Below are 22955 nucleotides of genomic sequence, written 5' to 3' on the forward strand. Positions count from 1 at the left end.
CTTTTGTTAGACTCTTTGCAAAAACAAACATGGAGTGATTATGTTCGACCCCAAGCAATTTGATGATTTAGCAAAAAAACTTTTTTCAGCTCTTCCCCCCAGTCTACAAAACATTGAAAAAGACATCCAACAAAAATTTAAAGAAGTGCTTCAAGCTGCCTTTTCTCACATGGAACTTATTACTCGTGAAGAATTTGATGTACAAACCAAAGTTCTGACACGAACTCGCGAAAAAGTAGAACAACTTCAAAAGCAAGTCGATATATTAATGACCCAGCTTAATAAAGATCAAAAATAATTACAAAATAGTTTAAGCGGCGAATAGGAAATTTTGTCGCTCAATTAGTCCAACATCACAGGAATAAGCAATGAATCTTGCATTTACTAAAACACGTAGTACTGTTGGGATATTGGCACAACCCGTGTCAGTAGAAGTTCATTTATCAAATGGTTTGCCTGGATTTACAATAGTAGGCCTTGCCGAAACCGCAGTAAAGGAAAGTAAGGATCGAGTTCGTTCTGCGATTATTAATAGTCAATTTGAATTTCCCTGCCGCAGAATCACTGTGAACTTGGGACCTGCCGATTTACCCAAAACAGGAAGTGGTTTTGATTTGCCAATCGCTCTTGGAATTCTTGCTGCATCAAATCAAATTCCCCAAAATCAATTAGCCAATCACGAATTTATAGCAGAACTTGCCTTAAGTGGAGAACTTCGAGGCATTTCCGCTATTATTCCTGCAGTCTTAGCAGCGCATAAAAGCCAAAGTTTACTTATTATTGCCAGCGCCAATGCTCATGAAGCATCATTAACCGGCTATCAAAACATCTATAGTGCCAACAATTTGAGAGAAATATGCAGCTACCTTTGCCAAGGAACATCATTACACGCTCTCCCACCCAAGCCTGAATCATGTACCACACAATACACTATGGATTGGTCTGATATCAAAGGACAATTTCATGCGAAAAAAGCAATGGAAATTGCAGCATGTGGTGGTCACAGTATTTTGCTAAGTGGGGCCCCTGGAAGCGGCAAAACGATGTTAGCAAAGCGATTTAATACCTTATTACCTCAATTATCTGAAACAGAGGCATTGGAATGTGTGGTCATCAATTCCATACGTGGTAAATTACCTGATTTTAGCAATTGGCGCTCACCCCCCTTTCGCGCCCCACATCACACCGCATCACCTGTCTCTTTAGTTGGCGGAGGAAACCCGCCTAAGCCGGGAGAAATCTCTCTGGCACATCATGGGGTTTTGTTTCTTGATGAGTTACCTGAATTTAACCGGCAAGTTCTAGAAACGCTTAGACAACCGCTTGAATCAGGAACCGTATGCATTTCAAGAGCCGCGGCACAAACAGAATTTCCCGCTCAATTTCAGTTCATCGCTGCAATGAATCCTTGCCCATGTGGACAATGGGGTAATCCTCAAGCAAACTGTTTATGCAGCCCTGATCGTATTAAACGTTATCATGCGAAGATTTCTGCTCCTTTGATGGATCGTATTGATATGCATATCTCGGTCCAAGCGCTAACCCAGGAAGAATTAGTTGCTCCTAATGTTAATCCCATGAAACAAAGTGAATTAATCCGAGAAAAAGTTATCAAAGTCCGATCAATACAAGTGGAGCGACAAAATTGCTTGAATGCCTATTTAAGCGCTAATACTTGTGAAAAGATTTGTGAATTAGGTTCTCAAGAACAGGATTTTTTACGTCAATCGATGCTGCAATTTAAACTTTCTGCTCGAGGGTATCATCGCTTATTGAAAGTTGCACGAACTATAGCGGACATAAATGAAAGCAGCCAGGTTTCTAAAATTCATCTACAACAAGCATTGTCCTTTAGACATACTTTATCGACTCCAGGAAATTTATAATCCAGGATGGATTGCGCTTGAATTTAGGGTAATCCTAAATTCAAATGCAAATTTAACAAACGCGTAAGATAATATATTATCGGGACAAACACGCCGAATATAAAAATAATAATTATCACTGATATCGAATAATGCTTTACTCCATCACCGATTATTTCATTATGACCATAAATTTTTTTTCTTTTAACTAAAAGATAAATTAAAAATAATAAACCATAAAAAAAAGTAGAGAAAAAGCTGATTCGTACCAGTAAATGATCCATCTCTTTGCTATTTACATAATCAACAGGAAAATTGATAAGAAAAAGACATAGAAGCCAAATAATCATTGTTTTTATAGAGATATTTTGGTTCTCTAGGGCTGCTTCAAACCAAAGAAGGGTCATTGGCAAAATTAATAAAGGAAAATAATAAACCCAACCAAAAGGACTTAGAAGTAGCATCATAGCCAAAGTCAAACAAAAAGGTTGGTGGTTTATCGGAGCATTCTCTGTTGGTCCAAGGTTGCGCCAATACCATAAAATTAAAATGACAAAAATAACACTATAAACCAAATTAACCGGTATTAAATACGACATATTAGGGAGTATTTCGCCACCAAAGAATAATCGAAACATAAAACCATAAATTGAAGCATTCCACTCATCACCATACCAAAATACATTATGCATCATTTTAAAATATTGATGGTAAACCTCTGAACCATATACCAGCACTGGAATAAATACAGCAATCAAGAATGTAACAAGCATACTCAGAAAAACACGAAGACGACCTTGTTTTACAACATAGAAAAATAACAGTGCAGGAAACAATTTAATCGCAATGATAATACCCCAAAATATACCTGCAAGATAATCCCGGCGATTTAGATAAAAATAATAACCCAACATAATGAGGAACAATAAAACGCAACCAAATTGCTGAGTAACAAAATTCATTAGTGTTGGAAAAAATGCGAAATAAAGGAGGTATAGATTTACATAGTTTTTATGAAAAAATCGTTTAGAAAAAGCATAATAAAATGTTATGGTAACCCCAATTATTCCCAGAACAAAAGAAAAACAAAACCAAAAAAGTAATGCATTCGAATAATTAAAATATGCTAAAAAACTAAAACTCCACAAAACAAATGGAGGATTCAAATTGGCAGGTAATATTTTTGTAGAAGATAAGTAGGTAGTAAAAAAATTTCTATAAGGATTTTCACCCTGTAAAAAAGCCTGAGAGGAGAAATAAAAAGAAGAAAAATCAATACGTTGATAATGATTAAAAATAAAATAGGTCAGTAAGCAATAAAAGCTCAGTAGCAGAAGAATGCCTATTTTCTGGTAGCAACGACTCATCCATTTATCCTTAACTCTTTCCGTATTAAATTGCACTTCCACTGTAGCTTCTCAAAATAATTAGCTTTGCTTACATAACGCATCAAAAATTGCCATACGTACGAAAACACCATTAGCAACTTGATTTAGTATAAAGGAATTTGGCCCATCGGCCACATTACTGTCTATTTCAACACCACGATTTATAGGTCCCGGGTGCATCACCATCACATCCGATTTAGTATACGCTAGATTTTCTTTGGTTAATGCAAAATCACGTCGATAAGAATCGAGATCCAAATGATCAGACTCTAATAAACGCTCGTGCTGAACCCGCAAACAAATCACGACGTCAGCATCAGATAATCCATCGTGTAAGTCTTGAGTTGCCCGTCCATAATGCAAGGTCTTTGGTTGCCACAGTTCCGGCGCAACTAAAACAAGCTCACCTACACCGAGTTGTGCACAAATGCATTGAAATGAATTAGCAACACGTGAGTGTCTAATATTTCCCAAAATTGCTATTTTTAATTGATCCAATTGTGGTTTTTGTTCAAGGATCGTCATCATATCAAGCAAACCCTGACTTGGATGAGCATGAGTGCCGTCACCAGCATTTATTATGTGAACACTATCACCGACTTGACTTGCTAAACTTTGTTGCAAACCATCTTGCGAATGACGAATTACAAAATATTTAATTCCCATTGCAGCCAGGGTACGGATGGTGTCCTCAATAATCTCACCCTTAGTTTCAGAAGAGCTCTGTAAATCCAGATTGATTACTGGCATAGATAAACGATTGGCAGCCAACTCAAAACTCACCCGGGTGCGGGTACTATTTTCATAAAATAAATTCGCAACCGTATGTTGTGCATATGAAGGATATTGGGATTGGCCATGGTTTTTGAAATAAACCGCGCGGTGCAATAAAGACTCAATCTGTTGTCGTGATAATTGACTAATTTCTAAAAAATGATTCATAAAACCCTTATCTCTTTTAACTTCACTCCCAAAAATCCAGGGTTTCTTTTCCATTTCGTTAGATTGAGCTCAAGATAATAGAAATAGAAAAAGCCCTATTCAGGATGTTGCAGCCATTGCTCAAGTATAACACAAGCCGCTATACTATCTACCTCAGATTGTTTGATTTTACGATATCCACCTTGTGCAAACAATTGCTCCCTCGCCTCAACTGTTGAGAGTCGTTCATCGACTAAATGAACCGGCAAAGAAAATCGCTTGCGTAATTCTTTGGCAAACCGACGCGCAGCAGAAGTTGTATATAATTCACTGCCATCAATACACGTGGGAATACCAACAATTAATCCTTGAGGGGACCATTCCGCAATAACTTTAGCGACTGCATTCCAATCAGGAACACCCACACGCGCATTAAGAGTAGCAAGAGGAGAAGCACTACACGTTAGTTGTTGACCTACGGCAACACCAATGCGTTTATAACCAAAATCAAAACCTATGAAAACAGGACTAGGCATGGCCGATATTTGAACTAAGTTGACTCATTTTGATCCCTAAAGTGGATCCTGCATAATCCCAACGATCTTCGAAGGGCACCTCATACAGAATTTCGGAGCGATATGGGCAAACTAACCATGTATTCTCAAGGATCTCTTTTTCTAATTGTTGCTCAACCCATCCAGCATAACCTAAAGTAATTAAAACATCTTTAGGTCCTTTATCCTCTGCAATGGCGCGAATAATATCATTTGATGTCGTAACCGTCACCTCATCTTGCAAAAACAAACTAGAACGCCACCCCCCTAATTGTTTATGAATAACAAATCCTCTTTCCGGCTGTACGGGTCCGCCAAACATTAATGGTAAATGGCTTTGCTCTATACGAACCGGTTCAATATGTAATTGTTCAAAAACAATTGACAAGGGAAATTGCATGGGGCGATTTATAATCAAACCGACCGAACCTTGCTCATGGTGTTCACAGATATAAATTACAGTTCGTTCAAAATTAGGATCATTGAGGGAAGGCATCGCAATGAGCAAGTGATTAGCCAAGGAGCTTATAATTGCCATGAGCCCTCCATAAAAGGTCGGTTTATTTAGCTGCTTCTATTTTAATTATACACCAGTTGTTCGTTTTTTATTCAACTATTTTAATGATTACCTACCACCGTAACCTTTACATAAAGCGTTGCTTGTTGGGAAAATGGTCTTCCTGCTGTATATGAAACCGAGGTGGAATCCGTATCCTGTGTTCCCTCTGGACTTCCCAAAGAAACCCACTTATTTAATGGTACCATCAATGTTGTGTCTATATTTTGATCATCAAATTGTTGGCCGCCAGCAGGATTTTGTTGTTCACGCACCCGACGCAGCTTCAATTCAACCTGTGATCCACGCATGACGGGCTGTACTAATAAACCATTTTTAATTTGATGTTGTTGATACTCGATTCCTGTAAAAAAACCCGCACCTACAGCAGTAATAATGGGTACCTCTTGATCAGTCGAAACGAAAGCAGATTCTCCATTCATCACTTTAACCGATTGGGAACGTTTCACTTCAGCCGGAGAGTTTGTGCTATAAGTTACCGAATTTTCATTTTGTGCACTAAGCCAATTTGGGTCACCTTGATAAATAGAAATATTAAATGTTACTGGTGGTACATCGATTTGATGTAATACGGTTCTAATTTGGGTTAATGTTTCAGGAGAAACCTGAACGACTAAGGTTTGATCGGAGCCACTTATTTTTTCTCCAGTTTGCAGCAAAGGTTGTACCAATTGGATAACTTTTTCGACAGGAACATAATGCAATTCAATTACCTTAGTAATCGTTTGGGAAAATACGTTATGTGCTAACAACAATAAACTTATTAGCCAAAATCGCTTCATCCTGAGCTCCTTGTTCCGATTTCATCGATCTGAGTAAAACAATGTATTGTGGAAAACCCTAATATTTTCAATTGTAGACCAATATAAAAAATCATTGCAGCAAATTGAAAATATTTTTATTTTTCACCCTAAAAATCCAATAATAAAGCGAAAAAATTAGTTAACTGCAATTCAATAGTTTTGTTCCGGAAAAAGTTTGGGTATACTTCTCAAAAATTTGCCTAAGAGATGCGAACATCATGGGTAGCATATTTAATATGTTTGGTCCTTCACCAATTAGACCGATAGAACAACACATGCGAAAAGTGCACCAATGTGCCAAACAGCTCTACCCATTTTTTGAAGCGGTTCTAAAAAAAGACTGGACGACGGCCAATAAAATAAAAGAAAAAATAATTTCTCTTGAAAAGGAAGCAGATTTAATCAAGCGAGATCTACGTCTTCATTTGCCTACTGGACTTTTCCTTCCTGTTTCTCGTACTGATTTGCTTGAGTTGCTTAGTGCTCAAGACTTCATCGCGAATAAGACAGAAGATATTGCGATACTTATTATTAGTAGACAAATGACCGTCCCCGCAGCAATAGTTCCCATTTTTATGCCTTTTTTAAGTCGTTGTCTTGACGCATCAAAACAGGCTTGCAAAGCAATTAATGAGTTAGATGAATTACTAGAGACTGGTTTCAGGGGCTCTGAAGTCAAGATTGTTGAGGAAATGATCTTAACCCTTTATGAGATTGAACATGACAGTGATGAACGCCTTGCAGATATTCGACATCGTATTTTTGAAATCGAAAAAGACTTGTCTGCAATTGATGCAATTTTTCTCTACAAATTGGTCCAATGGATTGATGATTTAGCCGATGGCGCTCAACATGTGGGCAGTCGTCTTCAAATTCTAATAGCCCGGTAGTCAACTTCTATGGATTATTCAATTATATATCTTCTTGTAGCAGTCATTTTGTGTTTTTTGATGACTTGGGGTGTCGGTGCCAATGATTTAGCTAATGTCATGAGCACTACAATGGGCTCAAAAGCCGTTACCGTCAAGCAAGCAATGCTAATCGCCATAATTTTTGAATTTGCAGGTGCATTTTTAGGTGGAACTGGTGTTACCGAAACAATGCGTGATGGAATTATTAACTCCAGTGAACTCTCTGGACAACCCTTGATCCTTATAGAGGGAATGTTGGGGGTTTTATTAGCATGTACAATCTGGATGAATCTTGCGAGCTATCTTGGAGTTCCTGTTTCTATTACTAATGCCTTAGTTGGTTCGATGGTAGGTTTTGGGACCATAGTACTAGGCCCCCAAGCAATTCATTGGAATCAAGTAAGTCGTATTGCTGTAAGTTGGATTACCTCTCCAATGATTTCCGGAATCACTGCTTTCATATTGTTTACCAGCATTCAACAAACTATTTTTGTTAAAAGTAACCCACTTACCAAAGCTAAATTATATATCCCTATTTATCTGTTCCTTATTGGCTCTATTTTGTCATTTATCACCGTATTTAAAGGGCTCAATCATTTTCATATTCACCTGAATTTCAAGCAAAATCTAGCTGTTACTTTAGCAACGAGCATTATTATTACAATTATTGGAATGGTCATCATTAAACGCATCCCAGAACACCCTAGAATAAGACGTAGAGAGCGATTTATCCAAGTTGAAAAATATTTTGCCGTGCTTATGGCTATGACTGCTTGTGCGATGGCTTTTGCACATGGCTCCAATGACGTGGCCTTAGCAGTAGGTCCACTTTCAATCATCTATAGCTTGATCATGAGTTCGCATCAAGTTTTTGATGCTAATAATTACCCCGCATGGATTATCTTATTAGGTTGTGTTGGTGTCGTTACGGGCCTTCTTATGTACGGTAGAAAAGTCATTGAAACCGTAGGTAGCGCGATCACCGCTTTGACACCCAGCCGTGCCTTTGCAGCAACGCTTTCCGCTGCAACAACCGTAGTGGTAGCAACAAGTACAGGTATTCCAGTTTCAGCAACGCAAACATTAGTTGGTGCTGTTCTTGGAGTGGGCTTGGCACGAGGTATTGGTGCGTTAAATCTGATTGTAATTCGTAACATCTTCATGTCATGGGTTTTAACATTACCCGCTGCTTCTATTTTGACTATCCTGGCTTACAAAGCATTACATTTCTTTTTGGGCTAAATAAAATCATCCATGTTTCGCAAGATTGTTTTTGTAATGTATAAGCGATCACAAGATGCATTTTGTCAAACACTACGTGTAGCCCGGATGCAGCGAAGCGGAGTCCGGGTTTTTCTGATAAAGATTTCCCCATGTTAAGGCTTGCGCCTTCACCCAGGCTACGATGGCTTTTAAATAAATGTTCACAAGCGTAGAAGGATCTCAGTAAATGAGATGGCATTATCAGTAAATAGAATGCAAAATAAGGACATCCTTCGTCATAGACTCCTTTGAGGGAGAAATGCTAACGATCACTGTCCTGGAGGATGAACGCCTGGAAACAATCTAATGTAAAGTTCGGATTGCTTTTACCGAGGCTATGCGAAGATTAAAATTCTTCCCAGATTTCACCCTTTTCATTTCCATAATCTTTATTATCACGCATCATAAAAATACGCTTGTGCTTGTTAATTTCTTTTATTTGCGATGCAGATTTATTATGAGTTGCATCAAATTCAAAGAAAAATTTATCATAAGGACTAACATAAGCTTTATCTATATCATCGGAGTTCATAACCAATCCAAATAACTATAATTTAAATCGGGTATTTTATAGCTTTTTTATCTAAGTTACCATTACTCTAACTTTTAAAGAAATTAGGAGCAAAGGATGAGTTTAAAGAAAGCGGAGTTACATGTCCATTTGGAAGGTACCATCACTCCTGGATTAGCCGCAAAGCTGGCTGCACGTAATAAATTAGTTCTCCCTGAAGGCCTTGTTGCACCTGATGGAAAAAGTTATTTATCCAAAGACTTTCTCGACTTCTTAAAGGTTTATGACACACTGGCATCCGTAATTCGTTATCCTCAGGATTATTATGATATCACCTTTGACTATTTACGATCTCGTGCTCAAGAAGATGCGATTTATGTAGAGATGATGTACTCACCCGATCATGCAGAGCTCTCCAGTAAAATCCCTTCCGCTGAACATTTAGCTGCAATTCAACAAGCAATTGATGATGCTAAAGAACAGTTCAATATCATAGGACGTATTTTAATTACCGCCGTTCGTCATTTTGGTGTGGAAGCAGTAGAGCATGTAGCGCAACAAGCTCATAAAGATAAATTTCCTTGCGTCACAGGCTTTGGTTTGGGCGGTGATGAGGCAAAATTCCCTCCTAAATTATTCAGTAAAGCCTACCATATTGCGGCGGATGCTGGTCTACAATGCACAGTCCATGCAGGAGAGTTTGCTCCTGCAAGCGGGATGGTCGAGGCGATGGAAAATCTACCAATCCAACGTATAGGACATGGAGTTAATTCAATTTATTCACCAGATACCATGGCAATGGTAAAAGAAAGAAATATTACTTTAGAAATTTGTCCTACAAGTAATATCTTTTTGGGCCTGTTTAAAGATATGAATGAGCATCCCTTACCTAAATTTTATAATGCAGGGATTAAAATTAGCATCAATTCAGATGATCCACCTTTTATGAGTACTACCCTGGGTCAGGAATATCAACGTGTACAAAAGTCATACCACTATAGTGATGAGACAATGAATGCAATAACACGGATGGCCATTGAAGCCGCTTTTGTTGATGAGAAAACAAGAGCAGAGCTTCTATCAAGAATTTAATTTCGCTGTATTAACTAAGAATCGATAGTGTTCGATTGTAACCTGGGTGAAAGCTTAAGCCTGAACCCAGGAGCCTGGGCTAAGCAACAGACTCCTTTGTAGGTTAAGCGACAAAAAACCTAGGGTTAATCATTACGATGTAATTCACCCATCAGCTGTTCAATATAGCGTCTGCACGTCAGAGGGTTATGCAAAAAATTAATAATACGACGAGTACCACCTGTACCTGTGATGCTTATCATCCCATAACTCAAAAGACTGCCCATAATGGATTGACGAATGTCTATCGCTTCAATTTTACTTAGTGGAATATCAATCGTTTGTCTCACGACGACTCCAGTGCGAATAATCACATGATTTTTCTTGATTGTGAGAGAAGAAAAATAATACGTCATCCAGGTTATGCCAATCCATATCAAGGCTAGCGCTGCAAAACCGTACCCAAGTTTATGTAAGAAATCGATTTCCACATAATTAACGATTATTAGAGCAGCGCATAACGATACAACTGGCCAAAAAAATATAATCCAATGCATGCGGGTAAAATAAATAACATTACTGTCGTAGGGCTTTTCAAACATTGATTCACCTATAATCATGAAAGTCTACAAAAAATTATAATATTGCATTTAGCTCGAATTTACTATTCTATACTTCATACGAAGTATATACTAACTCTCTTACATTTTTATTTATTTAGAATCGAAAAATGCGCTCTATTAGTCGTTGCCTTAATAAACAACTTGCTGACCTCTGCCAACGCTCTGTTCAATTAGAAGAGCTTGCAAATAAAATTAAGCTGATGCTTCCTGATGTTTTAGCAAATCAATGTCAGGTTGGCAGTTTTAATAAAGGATGTTTGCTATTAACAACTTCTGACGCTGCCTGGGCCACTCAATTACGTTATGCGATTCCTGAGTTGCGCGATAAATTACGCAAAGAAGCTGGAATGTATCAACTTTCTTCAATTAAAGTGGTTGTTATTGAGCCAACAGCACAATATAACAAATCAGTGCTACCCCAAAAGCATGAGTTATCTGAAAAAGCAAAATCGATCATTATTAGTGAAAGCCAAAATTGTACCTATGAACCCTTACAAAAAGCACTATTGCATTTGGCTGACGGAGAGAATTAAAGGAAATGTATACGGAGCAGTCAAGATGTTTGTCTGTCTTCATGAACTAACATTGACTTAATTCATTGTAGCCTCATTGCCCTCGTCAAAATCAGGAGATCCTTCGTCGTGAATCATCAAGAACGTTATTTAAAAGCCAACAACCTTTTAATAAAAACTTAGCTTGCTTTTAAAGACAGTGTCTACAATAGTACAGAATTAGGAATGTGTTTCAGTTAGTGCTGTTGCAAAACGACGAGCTACCCATTCCGAGCCCAGATAAGCAAAACAATCTTGCAGATATTCAGTCAGTTCTTCTTCTTCTATTATATGTTCTTGACCACTTGGCTCAACATCATGATGAAAATAGGTATCAAAATGGCGTATTGAAAAATCGAGATAATCACGTGTATGGAGAATAAAGGTGTGCCACATCTCATCAAGAATAAGTAATGGCCCAAAAAGGTAGGTTTTCTTACCTTGTTTTGCCCTTTGCGCATTTAGCCACATCCAAGCTAATAAATCCGCAAATAAAACCTGACCTTCTTGTTCAGAAAAGTCAGGATGATAAGAGCAAAAATGATTGACTACAGTTTTATTTTTGTAATCAAGTAGGTCAGATAAATTAATCATCCACAACACGCTTTTTTGGTGCTTGGTTTTTGGGTTACATAACGTACGATACGACAAATCATTTCTTCTTTAGTCATCATTATCTCCACAATTAATTGATACAGTGCAGAAAGTCTAACCAATGTTCAGAATGGATGCAATTTAATTATTTTTATTTTCACTGCATACGGCAACATCCTCCCGAATATTCAGGAGGAGCCGAGTAATTACCAAATCACACAGCGGTTTTTATTCACCATGGGACTGTCACTAGGAATATGGAACGCTTCCTGAAATTGAGGAATGTTCGCTAAACTTCCGTTCACTCTGTATTGGGCAGGAGGGTGAGGATCGGTAGTGACCTGATTACGTAATTGTTGTGGTCGAATGTTCATCGCCCAAACATGTGCTGTGGCGATAAAAAATTGTTGATCCGGAGTAAAACCGCCAATTGTAGGTGCATTTTTATAGGCATCAGAATGCTTAAATGCTCTATAGGCTAGGGTAATACCCCCTAAATCTGCAGCAGCTTCTCCTACAACTAATTTGCCTTGTACATGCAAATTATCATCTACAACATACTGAGAGAACTGATTCACAATGCACTGTGTTGCTGCCTGGAACTTTTCCAAATCACTGGGAGTCCACCAATTCTTTAAATTTCCATGACCATCAAATTGTGCACCTTGATCATCAAATCCATGGGTCATTTCATGTCCCATTACGAAACCAATGGCTCCATAATTTACGGCAGCAGGTGCTTTGGGATCAAAAAACGGCGATTGAAGAATCCCTGCTGGAATATTCAAATTATTCATTGAAGGATCATAATATGCATTGATGGTTTGTGGTGTCATAACCCATTCGGTTCTATCTATAGGCTTACCGATTTTATTAAGATCACGATTCGTTAAAAATTCATTAGCTCGAATTACGTTTAATACGTATGGACCTCTATTAACTACCAATTTGGAATAATCTCTCCACTTGGAGGGGTAACCTACTCGCTCTTCCATCATTGAAAGTTTTTTTAATGCAGCCTCACGAGTAGCAGGAGTCATCCAGGATAGAGTACTAATGTCTTCCTGTAAAACGGTGCGAATATTTTTGAGTATATCCAAAGCTTGTTTCTTATCTTCAGGAGAAAAATAGCGGTCCACATACATTTTACCTATAGCAAAACCCAAAGCCCCATTTTCCGTAGCAACAACCCGTTTCCATCGTGGGAGTATTTTCTCAGCACCCGTCAAAACCGAAACCATTTTAAAATTTTGAGCGACAAAAGGAGCAGACAAATACGAGGCAAAGGCATCAATTAAATGCCAACGTAAATATATTTTCCAATCGTCTAAAGATACCGTTTTCAATTGATTGTTCATGTCCTTAAAAAAACCAGGCATTGCTAAATTAATACTTTTTATTTGATCAAGTCCCATTGCCGAAAAATAGGCTGGCCAAGAAAAATCTGGAGTGACTTGAGCAAGTTGCGCCCTATCCATAATATGATATACCGCATGAGGGTCACGTTGTTCTATCTGTGACATAGAAGCCTTTGCCATTTGTGTTTCTAACTTCATCACTGTCTTGGCTTCAACAGCTGCTTTCTCGGGGGAATCACCTAATAGCTCAAACATTTTGGCTATATGATTTATATAAGCTTCTCGAATTTGTTTAAATTTAGCATCATCTTTTAAATAATAATCACGATCGGGCAATCCCAATCCGCTCTGAATGGCCGCCGCAATCATATCCTCACTGTTTTTAAAATCTTGCATACTGCCAAAATTAAAAAAAACATCAACTCCAATTTGGTGTAAATGAGCTATTTCTTTTTGTAAATCAGTTAAACTTTTCAAATGATTAATTCGATCAAATTCTTGCTGCAGCGGTTTAATACCCAGTTGATTAATGCTCGCCTCATCCATACCACTATAATAAAAATCACCCACTTTTTGTTCTATACTGCCTGGCTTTGCATTTGTATTTTTAGCTGCATCGATTAACATTTGATGAATAATATTTTGGACTTTCTCACTAATTAGATTAAAGCTTCCCCAACTTGAATAATCTGGAGGAATGGGATTATTTTTTTGCCAATTACCCACTGCATAGGCATAAAAATCTTTGCTTGGGGAGATATTGGTATCCAACCAATTCATATGGAGTGCTTGTTCAGCATTTGTTTCGGGTGTTTTTTGAGTACTTGCAGAATATATTGAGGTACTGCATAACAAAGCAAAAGTAAAAAGGCTAATATTTAGTTTCATGCCACAAGGCTCCCTTGCCAATCATTTATTTTCAAAATAAACGTAGCCAGGTGGAGGCAAATCATAACCAGAGACATGCGGTTCTGTTTTCCTGGGTTACGACGTTATCTTCACCCAGGCTACATTCCTACGCTTCGACAGGATAAAATTCAGTGTGCATTGTAGGAAGATATTCTTCTTTATCAAAATAAGTATATTCCCAAGCGTCTTGTCTTACCATTAACTCACGCAACAATCTATTATTCAGTTCATGACCTGATTTGTACCCTTCAAATGCACCAATCAAACTCGAACCCAACAGGTATAGGTCACCAATTGCATCCAATACCTTATGAGAAACAAACTCTGATTCAAAACGAAGTCCATCATCGTTGAGAACACGATAATCATCAACTACTATAGCATTATCCAAGCTTCCGCCTTTTGCCAAATCACATTCTCTTAGTTTTTCATAATCGGAAAGGAATCCAAACGTACGTGCTCTGCATACTTCTTTCACATAAGAAGTCGTTGAAAAATCAAAACTTACAGTTTGTGGCTTATCATTAAAAGCAGGGTGATCAAAGTCAATGGTGAAGGCAATTTTATACCCATCATAAGGATAAAATTGAACGTATTTTCCATTGTCTTCCACCCGAATAGGCTTAAGAATACGAATGTATTTTTTAGGCGCGTTTTGTTCACGTATTCCAGCTGATTGGATCAAGAAAACAAAAGGAGCGGCACTGCCATCCATAATGGGTAACTCTGGAGCATTCACATCAATATAGGCATTATCAATCCCTAATCCTGCTAGGGCAGATAGTAAATGTTCCACGGTGGCAATTTTAACTGGTCCATGGTGTAATGTGGTACATAACATCGTATCGCCCACATTTTCGTATGATGCGGGTATTTCTACTACGGGCGAAAGGTCCACTCTTCTAAAAACTATACCTGTATTAACAGGAGCAGGTCTCAAGGTTAAAAGCACTTTTTCACCGGAATGCAATCCTACACCAGTTGCCTGGATCACCTTTTTAGGAGTTCTTTGTTTTGTCATTCAGTGCTCACCTTGTTCCTCATAATATCATTTTTTAAAATTTTTTATTTTGCACGCAAAACCTAGTGATCGTATCAATATTTTAATATTTAGTCTAATTATTTTTTTATCAAAAATTAAACTTCCCTTCATCCACACTAAGCAAATGAAGGGTCTAATATATTTTTACACCTCTTCTTGCCGGCGTAAAAATGCTGGAATATCAAGATAATCTACATCTGGAATGCTATCCCCTTGTTTTGCGCCAGAGGACACGCCTGATTGAGCTTGTTTACGAACAACTGCTGGTCTCTCTAATTGTTGATAATCAAAAGAACCATCACTTCGCGTTGTTTCAAGCAAACGAGCCCGATGAGATTGGGGTTGTGCCTGTTGGTGGCGCTGTCTTGCATCACCTAAACCAGTCACAATCACTGTAACGCGCATTTCATCCGTCATGTCTGGATCAATTACTGTTCCGACCACCACTGTTGCATCATCAGAAATGAATTCTTTAACTACATCACCAACCTCTTCAAACTCACCAATTGACATGTCAAGACCAGCAGTAATATTAACTAATATTCCTCGTGCGCCTGAAAAGTTTACATCCTCTAATAATGGAGATGCAATGGCTGCTTCTGCAGCTTGTCGTGCTCTTTGTTCACCCACGGCACTACCAGTACCCATCATAGCCATACCCATTTCTGACATGACTGTGCGTACGTCTGCAAAATCAACGTTAATCAAACCAGGGCGTGTAATTAAATCAGAAATCCCTTTTACTGCACCAAGTAAGACATTATTTGCAGCCTTAAATGCATTTAGAAGGCTGATGTTCTTTCCTAAAACACTGAGTAATTTATTATTAGGAATCGTGATCAATGAATCAACATGTTCTGCTAAGCGACGGATTCCGTCTTCTGCGGCTAACGCACGTTGCTTACCTTCAAATGAAAACGGTTTGGTAACAACTGCTACAGTTAAAATACCCAATTCCTTAGCAATCTCTGCGAAAACCGGCGCGGCGCCTGTTCCAGTTCCACCACCCATTCCGGCGGTAATGAATACCATATCTGCACCACTTAAGATTTCCCGGATATGGTCTCTATCTTCTTCGGCTGCTTCGCGACCTATTTGTGGATTTGCACCTGCACCTAAGCCTTTAGTCAGCTCATCACCTAGTTGAATATGTATTTTTGCATTTGAGCCTCTCAGTGCTTGAGCATCAGTGTTAGCACAAATAAACTCAACTCCATCAATATTTTCTGCAACCATATGTTGGACGGCATTACCACCACCACCGCCAACACCTACTACCTTGATAACAGCATTATTACTTTGGTGTTGGCCTTCCATTAATTCAAACATAACCTGCTCCCCTCATATGTTTAATCTTTCAACAAATCTCGGCAGTAAACCCTTAAATGGAATCATCACCGACTTAGTTATATACGTTAGTTGTAACCTAAAAATTACCCTGAAACCATTCTTTCATACGGGCCCATATACTTTGGGTATTCTCATTCATTGTAGGAACCTTGTAGTTTGATACATACTGTTGTTGGTATCCTTGCAACAACAAGCCTACCCCTGTTGCAAATGAAGGATTTTCTGTTGCTTCAGCCAATCCAGAAACATAATGAGCACAACCTTTTCGTACTGGCATTTCAAAGCAAAGTTCTGCAAGTTCAATACCTCCTCGAACATTAGCAGCACCGCCTGTTAAAACAATGCCTGCAGCCATTCTATCTTCAAAACCACTACGTCGTAATTCATTACGTACTAAAGTAAACAGCTCCTCATAACGCGCCGCGACTACATCAGATAGGGTTTTTGCTGATATCTTTCTTCCTGGTCTGTCATTAACGCTAGTCACTTCCAACATGAGATCTGAGTTTGCTAGTTCAGTTAAAGCACACGCATGATTCAGTTTAATGGACTCGGCTGCTTTTGTGGGTGTGCGCAACGCCATAGCGATATCATTGGTTACTTGATCTCCCGCAATGGGAATTACGGCTGTATGCTGAATCGCACCTTCGCAAAATATCGCAATATCGGTAGTACCACCACCAATATCAATCAAGCACACACCAAGATCTTTTTCATCTTCGGTTAAAACTGCATGGCTTGAAGCCAATTGCTCCAGAATAATATCATTGACCTCTAAACCACAACGACGGACGCACTTGACTATATTCTGGGCAGCACTTACTGAGCCCGTAACAATATGTACACGGGATTCAAGCCGTACTCCGGACATGCCGATGGGCTCGCGAATACTGCCTTGTTGATCGATGATAAATTCCTGCGGTAAAACGTGTAGAATTTTTTGATCGGCAGGAATTGCTACAGCTTTTGCGGCATCGATCACACGCTCTACATCGGCTTGTGATACTTCTTTATCGCGAATCGCAACAATGCCATGTGAATTTAAACTACGAATATGACTGCCCGCAATACCTGCATAAACAGTTCGCACCTCACATCCAGCCATAAGCTCAGCTTCCTGAACCGCTCGCTGAATGGAGTTCACAGTAGCCTCTATATCAACCACAACACCACGTTTTAAACCACGAGAGGGATGACGACCTATTCCGATAATTTCTATTGCACCATCAGCTGTAACTTCTCCAATTAATGCAATTACTTTTGAAGTTCCAATATCCAATCCAGTGATAATATCTTTTTCTATTTTTTTTGCCATTATCGTTCCGTTTGTTGTTTCCACTGCACCGCCATACCACGTGGATAACGCAGGTCCACGCTAGACAATTGCTCAATTTTTTCAGCAAACACTGCTGGATATGCTTTACAAAAACGCTGCAATCGTTCCTCTAACTCTTTCTTTCCTAAATATATTTTTATATCATTGCCTAAAAGTAATACCCAGGATTGGTTTTCTCTTAGATGCAGTCCAGTGGCGTTTAAACCATACATTGACAATATCTTACTCAATTTTTCGTAAACTTGTAAGACTTCTTCTTGTTGAGATAGTGGTCCTTTTAATTTTGGTAAGCTTAGCCCTTCTGGAACAGCACCTTCATTGAATAATCTTCCGTCCTCAGTCATGAGGGCATTATCCCAAATGGCAACGGGTTTTTTTTCAACAAGCCTTATTTTCAATGTATCTGGCCAAACACGCTCCACAGATGCAGTATCGATCCATCCAAGCTCATTCAACTCATTCTGTAACGCATTGATTGATAAAGTAAAAAAGCTGTTACTCAAGTGTTTTGATAATACCCCTTCCAGCTCTTTATGCGTCACATGTTCGTAATTTGCAGCGACTTTGATTGTGGTAATTGGAAAGCGCTCTGCATCGGATAGATAATAGTAGCCTAAGCGACAAGTTAAGAATATTGCACTTAAACTTAGTACCAACAACCAACAGATATATCGCAAATTACTGGAATCAACATCCCTATTTTTATTCATGGTGCTCACAAATAGTTAGTTACCAAGTGTTGGCGGCAATTCTGATGCACCATCGCAATACGAATCAATTCATCCAATAAATCAGGATAAGATAAGCCACTCGCCTGCCATAATTTTGGATACATACTAATTGAAGTAAATCCAGGTAAGGTGTTTACTTCATTAAAATAGATTGTTTCTGTTTTATCATTAACAAAAAAATCCACACGCGCCATCCCTTTACATTTTAAGCGGATAAAAATATCTGCAGCAGCCTTTCTTAATTGCTCGTATAAATTCTGACTCAAAGGAGCCGGTACAATCAGATCGGTTTGTGCACTTTCCAAGTATTTTGCGGAATAAGAATAAAAACCATCGGGATGATGTACACGTATTTCACCAGCAATACTAACTCTTGGCTCACCCGAAGGTACAGTACTCTCCAGAACAGATAACTCAATTTCTCGTCCAGAAATAAAGGACTCTACTAAAATCTCTTCGTCATAGCGCAAAGCATCATCAACTGCGACTAACAATTCAGCCATATTTTTTGCTTTATGTATGCCTACGCTGGAACCCATTGAGCAAGGTTTAACAAATAAAGGCCAACCAAACTCCTCTGCAACCTCATGACAAAAGTGTTGTCTTTCAGATGCTGAGGTATGCCATGATAAGAGTTTATAATTTGCTGATTTTAAACCATCAACGCAAACAATGCGTCTGGCCATATCTTTATCCATTCCAATGGATGAAGAAAGTACATCACAACCGACATAAGCAACACCAGCTAATTCAAGCATTCCTTGCAAGCATCCATCTTCATATAAAGGTCCATGCACTACAGGAAAAACGACATCAGCATCAACCGATAAACGTCCATTAATGAACAAGCCAACCAAAGGTTTTGAGTGTTCGGTTACTACAGGAAGCTTTTCTTTATAAGCAAGTAAATCCTGATATTGATGAAGATGAAATAATCCCTCTTTATCCATTGCTACTGGAATAATATTATATTTTTCAGCATCCAAATGGGTAAGCACAGATGCCGCTGAAATTAATGAGATTTCATGTTCTCCAGATTTTCCACCATAAAGCAGAACTAAATTGAGAAGCTTGGACATTTAACGGTCTCCGATTATATGAACTTCGCGCACCAACTCAATTGTTGTCTGCTCACGAACTTTAGTTTGTACTAAATTTATCAATGCTTCAATATCAGCTGCAGTAGCTGTACCTTGATGATTGATAATAAAATTAGCATGTTTTTGAGAAACTACTGCCCCACCGATATTGAAGCCTTTTAATCCACAGGACTCAATAAGTCGAGCTGCAAAATTTTCTGGTGGATTTCGAAACACTGACCCACAATTGTATTCATTAGTCGGTTGAGTGTTTGCACGATGAGCCAACAAATCTTTTATGACCTGTAACGAAGTTTCTTTATCACCAGGAGGAAGCTTAAATGTGGCCGAGATGAACCATTCATCGGGAGGAACAGCCACATGTCGATAGGCAACCTCATATTCCCCGGGCTTACGAATTCTTATTTCACCATTTCGCGTCATGGTCTGCAGTTCAACCACAAACTGCCACGTTTCGCCACCATGACAACCGGCATTCATGCGCAAAGCGCCTCCCATTGTTCCAGGGATACCCGCCCAAAACTCGCCACCAGCCAAATCATTACGCGCACAAAAACGCGCCATGCTCGCACAAGAAACCCCTGCTTCAACTTTAACAATTTGCTTGTCTAAGAGTGCAATTTCTTTTAAGCATCCTTGAGTCAAAATCACTGTTCCGGGGAATCCAGTATCGCGAATTAAAGAGTTGGAACCTAATCCCAACCATAATAAAGGTTCTGTTTCCGGAAGCTGGCGAAGAAATATAGCCAGATCAGCAATGCTTTTGGGCTTATATAGCTTGGCAGCAGGTCCCCCAACACGCCAGGTAGTATATTCTGCCAAAGACTCATTATAAAGCAAACTGCCTTGAAATTCAGTTACAAGGCCACAATCATTCTCAGTTGGACTCATGTTGCTCTCACACTTCCTTCATTAAGTTTACAGCAATTTGACCAATACTACCGGCTCCCTGCATCAATATCACATCACCATCTTTAATCAACTGATTCAATTTTGCTTTAAGCGATTGTTCATTCACAAGAGTTACTTTTTTATCTTTACCTCTAATTTTCTGTGCCAAACTCTCACTGCTTACTCCAGGGATTTCGGGTTCCCCTGCGGAATAAATATCAAATAAGAATAATTCATCTGCAAGGCTCAGCACATCCACAAACTGCTCTTGTAAAGATTGAGTTCTTGTATAACGATGCGGTTGAAAGACATGTACCAAACGCTTATTAGGCCAAACATGTCGAAATGCATCGATGGTTGATAGAATTTCTTGAGGATGATGGCCGTAGTCATCAACAATAAGAGCTGAACCATGCTCAAATTTTTTCTCACCTAACATTTGAAAACGACGCCCCACTCCCTGAAACTTCGCTAAGGCACGTTTAATAGAAGCATCGTCTACACCTAATTGCGTCGCTATCGCAATAGAGGCCAAAGCATTTAATACATTGTGGCGGCCTGGATACTGAAATTGAATATTTAATTCAGAATAAGGGACTGGACGTACTACAGTGAACTCACTAATGAGTTCGTTTTGAGTCCAATTGGTCGCACGATAATGTGCTTCCTCAGAAAATCCGTACGTTAAGGTTGGTCGCTCAATGGCGGGAACAATCTTACGTACTTCTGGATCATCAATACATACCACGGCTAACCCGTAAAAAGGTAAATGATGTAAGAATTCAAGGAACGTTGTTCTTAATTTATCAAAATCATTCTCATAGTTATCCATATGATCTGCATCGATATTGGTCACTATGGCCATCATGGGTTTTAAGAATAAAAAGGATGCATCACTTTCATCAGCCTCAACAACAAAATAGGGGGATTGACCAAGTTGAGCATTAACCCCAAGGCTATTTAATTTCCCACCAATAACAAAACTTGGATCTAAACCACCTTCCGCTAAGAGACTACTGACTAAACTTGTTGTGGTTGTTTTACCATGGGTTCCCGCTACAGCAATACCATGGCGAAAGCGCATGAGTTCGGCAAGCATCGCTGCTCGTGGTATTACTGGTATCATTTGTTCGCGAGCAGCCACAATTTCAGGATTATTCATACCTACAGCCGAAGAACGCACAACCACATCAGCACCTTTTATATGTTCGGCTTTATGTCCCATATAAACAGGAATGCCCAAAGATTTTAATCTTTGTACCGTACTGCCTTCGCCTAGATCCGAACCTGTAATTCGATATCCTTGGTAGTGTAATACTTCAGCGATACCACACATGCCAACCCCACCAATTCCAACGAAATGTATTTGTTCTACGCAGCCCATCCTTGAAGATATAAATTGTCCTGAATTACCCACAAATGCCCCCTTATGCTGACAGTGGCCCCAATCCAAGAGCTTGCCAACGATTTTCATGATCAATGCGCAATAATAACGCAATTACAACACAATTGATAACCATACTTGCACCACCATAACTCATTAGTGGTAAAGTTAACCCTTTTGTCGGTAATAATCCCGAATTAACACCCATATTTATAGCTGCTTGCAGCCCCAGCCAAAAAGTCAGACCATAAGCAGTATATGAAGCAAACAACCGTTCTTGCACATAAGCATTGTATGCAATAGTCATACCTCTAATAACCAGTATAGTGTATAAGAACATGACCATTAAAATGCCTACCAGCCCTAACTCTTCAGCCAATACAGCAAATAAAAAGTCGGTATGGGCTTCTGGTAAATACAATAATTTTTGAATGCTTTCTCCCAAACCCGAACCAACCCATCCCCCTCGACCAAATGCGATCAAAGATTGAGTTAACTGATAACCACTATTATATTGATCCGCCCAAGGATCTAAAAATGCCGTTAAGCGAGCAACTCGGTAGGGAGAGGAAACCGCTAAACAGGCCAGTGCACCCATAACTACAAGCATCAATCCTATATAATAGCGTAATTTTACACCCGCTAAAAATAGCATCGCCATAACGGTACCAGAAATCACCACGGTAGCGCCAAAATCAGGCTCAAGTAATAACAAAAAGGAAACAACGGCCAAAATTACCATCGGCTTGATAAAGCCCAAAATGCTATTACTGACTGCCTTTTGTTGACGGACTAGATATCCTGAAAGGTAAAAGATCATAGTGAGCTTGGCAAGTTCAGATACTTGCACACCTATTGGTCCTAAAGCCAACCATCGTCGGCTGCCATTCACTGACCGACCTATTCCAGGAACCAACACAATAACGAGCATAAATAAGCAAATGAGCAGCATCGGCATGCTGAGCCGCTCCCAAACACTACTATCAGTCCTAATCACGATAAGGGCAATCATTAAACCCGCAAATAAATAACATGCTTGGCGAATCAAAAAATGAAATGGTTGATGGAAATACTTGGTAGAAATCATGACTGAACTTGAGGCCACCATCATCAGCCCAATAATCAACAAACCGATGACCACACTAATCAACCATTTATCATAAAGAGAAATAGGTTTACTGACAGGTTTGCCTCTTTGATTCACATGTCTTGGCCGCATTGA

General features: G+C 39.1%; 23 protein-coding genes. 6 read left to right on the plus strand and 17 right to left on the minus strand.

Annotation, left to right across the window (positions count from 1 at the left end):
* Positions 1-40 precede the first annotated feature (40 nt).
* On the plus strand, positions 41-298 hold the full coding sequence (locus tag ACWTEW_RS17285) for an accessory factor UbiK family protein (protein ID WP_454782903.1): 258 nt from the start codon (positions 41-43) through the stop codon (positions 296-298).
* A gap of 70 nt (positions 299-368) precedes the next feature.
* A complete protein-coding gene (locus ACWTEW_RS17290) occupies positions 369-1886 on the plus strand; it encodes a YifB family Mg chelatase-like AAA ATPase (protein ID WP_454782904.1) in 1518 nt (505 codons plus the stop codon).
* Between the two features lie 23 nt (positions 1887-1909).
* Here the strand turns inward: ACWTEW_RS17290 and ACWTEW_RS17295 are convergent, their stop codons facing one another.
* The 5 genes from ACWTEW_RS17295 to ACWTEW_RS17315 form a co-directional block, all read right to left on the minus strand.
* Complete coding sequence (locus ACWTEW_RS17295) at positions 1910-3232, minus strand: glycosyltransferase family 87 protein (protein WP_454782905.1); 1323 nt, start codon at positions 3230-3232, stop codon at positions 1910-1912.
* A gap of 60 nt (positions 3233-3292) precedes the next feature.
* Positions 3293-4195, minus strand: a complete 903-nt coding sequence (locus tag ACWTEW_RS17300; protein WP_454782906.1) for an aspartate carbamoyltransferase catalytic subunit — start codon at positions 4193-4195, stop codon at positions 3293-3295.
* A gap of 95 nt (positions 4196-4290) precedes the next feature.
* Complete coding sequence (gene ruvX / locus ACWTEW_RS17305) at positions 4291-4710, minus strand: Holliday junction resolvase RuvX (RefSeq protein ID WP_454782907.1); 420 nt, start codon at positions 4708-4710, stop codon at positions 4291-4293.
* Positions 4703-5266, minus strand: coding sequence for a YqgE/AlgH family protein (locus tag ACWTEW_RS17310; protein ID WP_454782908.1), 564 nt, complete (start codon positions 5264-5266; stop codon positions 4703-4705). Before ACWTEW_RS17310 ends, ruvX begins: the two co-directional genes overlap by 8 nt.
* Positions 5267-5346: 80 nt before the next feature.
* The gene (locus ACWTEW_RS17315; RefSeq protein ID WP_454782909.1) at positions 5347-6087 is read right to left on the minus strand and encodes a type II/III secretion system protein; all 741 of its coding nucleotides are present in this window, start codon (positions 6085-6087) and stop codon (positions 5347-5349) included.
* 239 nt (positions 6088-6326) lie between these two features.
* Between ACWTEW_RS17315 and ACWTEW_RS17320 the strand changes: the two genes are divergently transcribed.
* Together ACWTEW_RS17320 and ACWTEW_RS17325 are read left to right on the plus strand one after the other, a co-directional pair.
* On the plus strand, positions 6327-6998 hold the full coding sequence (locus ACWTEW_RS17320) for a TIGR00153 family protein (RefSeq protein ID WP_454782910.1): 672 nt from the start codon (positions 6327-6329) through the stop codon (positions 6996-6998).
* 9 nt (positions 6999-7007) lie between these two features.
* On the plus strand, positions 7008-8261 hold the full coding sequence (locus ACWTEW_RS17325) for an inorganic phosphate transporter (protein ID WP_454782911.1): 1254 nt from the start codon (positions 7008-7010) through the stop codon (positions 8259-8261).
* 367 nt (positions 8262-8628) lie between these two features.
* Here ACWTEW_RS17325 and ACWTEW_RS17330 read toward each other — a convergent pair whose 3' ends face one another.
* Positions 8629-8814 carry a CBU_0585 family protein gene (locus tag ACWTEW_RS17330; protein WP_454782912.1) on the minus strand — a complete coding sequence of 62 codons (186 nt, stop codon included), beginning with the start codon at positions 8812-8814 and terminating at the stop codon, positions 8629-8631.
* A gap of 96 nt (positions 8815-8910) precedes the next feature.
* Here ACWTEW_RS17330 and ACWTEW_RS17335 point away from each other — a divergent pair, with 96 nt between their 5' ends.
* Positions 8911-9885 (plus strand): adenosine deaminase, encoded by a 975-nt coding sequence (locus tag ACWTEW_RS17335; protein ID WP_454782913.1) that lies wholly within the window; start codon positions 8911-8913, stop codon positions 9883-9885.
* A gap of 125 nt (positions 9886-10010) precedes the next feature.
* Here ACWTEW_RS17335 and ACWTEW_RS17340 read toward each other — a convergent pair whose 3' ends face one another.
* On the minus strand, positions 10011-10466 hold the full coding sequence (locus ACWTEW_RS17340) for a PH domain-containing protein (protein WP_454782914.1): 456 nt from the start codon (positions 10464-10466) through the stop codon (positions 10011-10013).
* A 128-nt stretch (positions 10467-10594) separates the two neighbouring features.
* Between ACWTEW_RS17340 and ACWTEW_RS17345 the strand changes: the two genes are divergently transcribed.
* Positions 10595-11020, plus strand: coding sequence for a DciA family protein (locus ACWTEW_RS17345; RefSeq protein WP_454782915.1), 426 nt, complete (start codon positions 10595-10597; stop codon positions 11018-11020).
* Between the two features lie 198 nt (positions 11021-11218).
* Here the strand turns inward: ACWTEW_RS17345 and ACWTEW_RS17350 are convergent, their stop codons facing one another.
* The 10 genes from ACWTEW_RS17350 to ftsW all read right to left on the minus strand — a co-directional run bounded on the left by ACWTEW_RS17350 (position 11219) and on the right by ftsW (position 22952).
* On the minus strand, positions 11219-11632 hold the full coding sequence (locus ACWTEW_RS17350) for a glycine-rich domain-containing protein (protein WP_454782916.1): 414 nt from the start codon (positions 11630-11632) through the stop codon (positions 11219-11221).
* A gap of 206 nt (positions 11633-11838) precedes the next feature.
* Positions 11839-13878, minus strand: a complete 2040-nt coding sequence (locus ACWTEW_RS17355) for a M13 family metallopeptidase (RefSeq protein WP_454782917.1) — start codon at positions 13876-13878, stop codon at positions 11839-11841.
* Positions 13879-14005: 127 nt separating this feature from the next.
* Entirely contained in the window at positions 14006-14920 is a 915-nt protein-coding gene (gene lpxC / locus ACWTEW_RS17360; protein ID WP_454782918.1) for a UDP-3-O-acyl-N-acetylglucosamine deacetylase, read from the minus strand.
* Positions 14921-15085: 165 nt separating this feature from the next.
* Complete coding sequence (gene ftsZ / locus ACWTEW_RS17365) at positions 15086-16270, minus strand: cell division protein FtsZ (protein WP_454782919.1); 1185 nt, start codon at positions 16268-16270, stop codon at positions 15086-15088.
* Positions 16271-16367: 97 nt separating this feature from the next.
* Positions 16368-17606: a cell division protein FtsA gene (gene ftsA / locus ACWTEW_RS17370; protein WP_454782920.1), complete on the minus strand. Its 1239-nt coding sequence runs from the start codon at positions 17604-17606 to the stop codon at positions 16368-16370.
* A complete protein-coding gene (locus ACWTEW_RS17375; RefSeq protein WP_454782921.1) occupies positions 17606-18337 on the minus strand; it encodes a cell division protein FtsQ/DivIB in 732 nt (243 codons plus the stop codon). The genes ftsA and ACWTEW_RS17375 overlap by 1 nt, the downstream gene beginning before the upstream one ends.
* A gap of 5 nt (positions 18338-18342) precedes the next feature.
* A complete protein-coding gene (locus ACWTEW_RS17380) occupies positions 18343-19437 on the minus strand; it encodes a D-alanine--D-alanine ligase family protein (RefSeq protein ID WP_454782922.1) in 1095 nt (364 codons plus the stop codon).
* Positions 19438-20349 (minus strand): UDP-N-acetylmuramate dehydrogenase, encoded by a 912-nt coding sequence (gene murB, locus ACWTEW_RS17385; RefSeq protein WP_454782923.1) that lies wholly within the window; start codon positions 20347-20349, stop codon positions 19438-19440. It lies immediately after the preceding gene.
* A 7-nt stretch (positions 20350-20356) separates the two neighbouring features.
* Entirely contained in the window at positions 20357-21766 is a 1410-nt protein-coding gene (gene murC / locus ACWTEW_RS17390) for a UDP-N-acetylmuramate--L-alanine ligase (RefSeq protein ID WP_454782924.1), read from the minus strand.
* Between the two features lie 10 nt (positions 21767-21776).
* The gene (gene ftsW, locus ACWTEW_RS17395; protein WP_454782925.1) at positions 21777-22952 is read right to left on the minus strand and encodes a putative lipid II flippase FtsW; all 1176 of its coding nucleotides are present in this window, start codon (positions 22950-22952) and stop codon (positions 21777-21779) included.
* Positions 22953-22955 lie beyond the last annotated feature (3 nt).

The organism is Legionella stuttgartensis (assembly GCF_977063405.2).

Coding starts and splice junctions, on each gene's coding strand:
- ACWTEW_RS17290 (WP_454782904.1), top strand. CDS start 369: ATGAATCTTGCATTTACTAAAACACGTAGTACTGTTGGGATATTGGCA.
- lpxC (WP_454782918.1), bottom strand. CDS start 14,920: ATGACAAAACAAAGAACTCCTAAAAAGGTGATCCAGGCAACTGGTGTA.
- ACWTEW_RS17345 (WP_454782915.1), top strand. CDS start 10,595: ATGCGCTCTATTAGTCGTTGCCTTAATAAACAACTTGCTGACCTCTGC.
- ftsZ (WP_454782919.1), bottom strand. CDS start 16,270: ATGTTTGAATTAATGGAAGGCCAACACCAAAGTAATAATGCTGTTATC.
- ACWTEW_RS17285 (WP_454782903.1), top strand. CDS start 41: ATGTTCGACCCCAAGCAATTTGATGATTTAGCAAAAAAACTTTTTTCA.
- ACWTEW_RS17340 (WP_454782914.1), bottom strand. CDS start 10,466: ATGTTTGAAAAGCCCTACGACAGTAATGTTATTTATTTTACCCGCATG.
- ACWTEW_RS17315 (WP_454782909.1), bottom strand. CDS start 6,087: ATGAAGCGATTTTGGCTAATAAGTTTATTGTTGTTAGCACATAACGTA.
- ACWTEW_RS17295 (WP_454782905.1), bottom strand. CDS start 3,232: ATGAGTCGTTGCTACCAGAAAATAGGCATTCTTCTGCTACTGAGCTTT.
- ACWTEW_RS17320 (WP_454782910.1), top strand. CDS start 6,327: ATGGGTAGCATATTTAATATGTTTGGTCCTTCACCAATTAGACCGATA.
- ruvX (WP_454782907.1), bottom strand. CDS start 4,710: ATGCCTAGTCCTGTTTTCATAGGTTTTGATTTTGGTTATAAACGCATT.
- ACWTEW_RS17325 (WP_454782911.1), top strand. CDS start 7,008: ATGGATTATTCAATTATATATCTTCTTGTAGCAGTCATTTTGTGTTTT.
- ACWTEW_RS17380 (WP_454782922.1), bottom strand. CDS start 19,437: ATGTCCAAGCTTCTCAATTTAGTTCTGCTTTATGGTGGAAAATCTGGA.
- ACWTEW_RS17335 (WP_454782913.1), top strand. CDS start 8,911: ATGAGTTTAAAGAAAGCGGAGTTACATGTCCATTTGGAAGGTACCATC.
- ACWTEW_RS17375 (WP_454782921.1), bottom strand. CDS start 18,337: ATGAATAAAAATAGGGATGTTGATTCCAGTAATTTGCGATATATCTGT.
- ACWTEW_RS17330 (WP_454782912.1), bottom strand. CDS start 8,814: ATGAACTCCGATGATATAGATAAAGCTTATGTTAGTCCTTATGATAAA.
- ACWTEW_RS17350 (WP_454782916.1), bottom strand. CDS start 11,632: ATGATTAATTTATCTGACCTACTTGATTACAAAAATAAAACTGTAGTC.
- ftsW (WP_454782925.1), bottom strand. CDS start 22,952: ATGCGGCCAAGACATGTGAATCAAAGAGGCAAACCTGTCAGTAAACCT.
- ACWTEW_RS17300 (WP_454782906.1), bottom strand. CDS start 4,195: ATGAATCATTTTTTAGAAATTAGTCAATTATCACGACAACAGATTGAG.
- ACWTEW_RS17310 (WP_454782908.1), bottom strand. CDS start 5,266: ATGGCAATTATAAGCTCCTTGGCTAATCACTTGCTCATTGCGATGCCT.
- murB (WP_454782923.1), bottom strand. CDS start 20,349: ATGAGTCCAACTGAGAATGATTGTGGCCTTGTAACTGAATTTCAAGGC.
- ftsA (WP_454782920.1), bottom strand. CDS start 17,606: ATGGCAAAAAAAATAGAAAAAGATATTATCACTGGATTGGATATTGGA.
- ACWTEW_RS17355 (WP_454782917.1), bottom strand. CDS start 13,878: ATGAAACTAAATATTAGCCTTTTTACTTTTGCTTTGTTATGCAGTACC.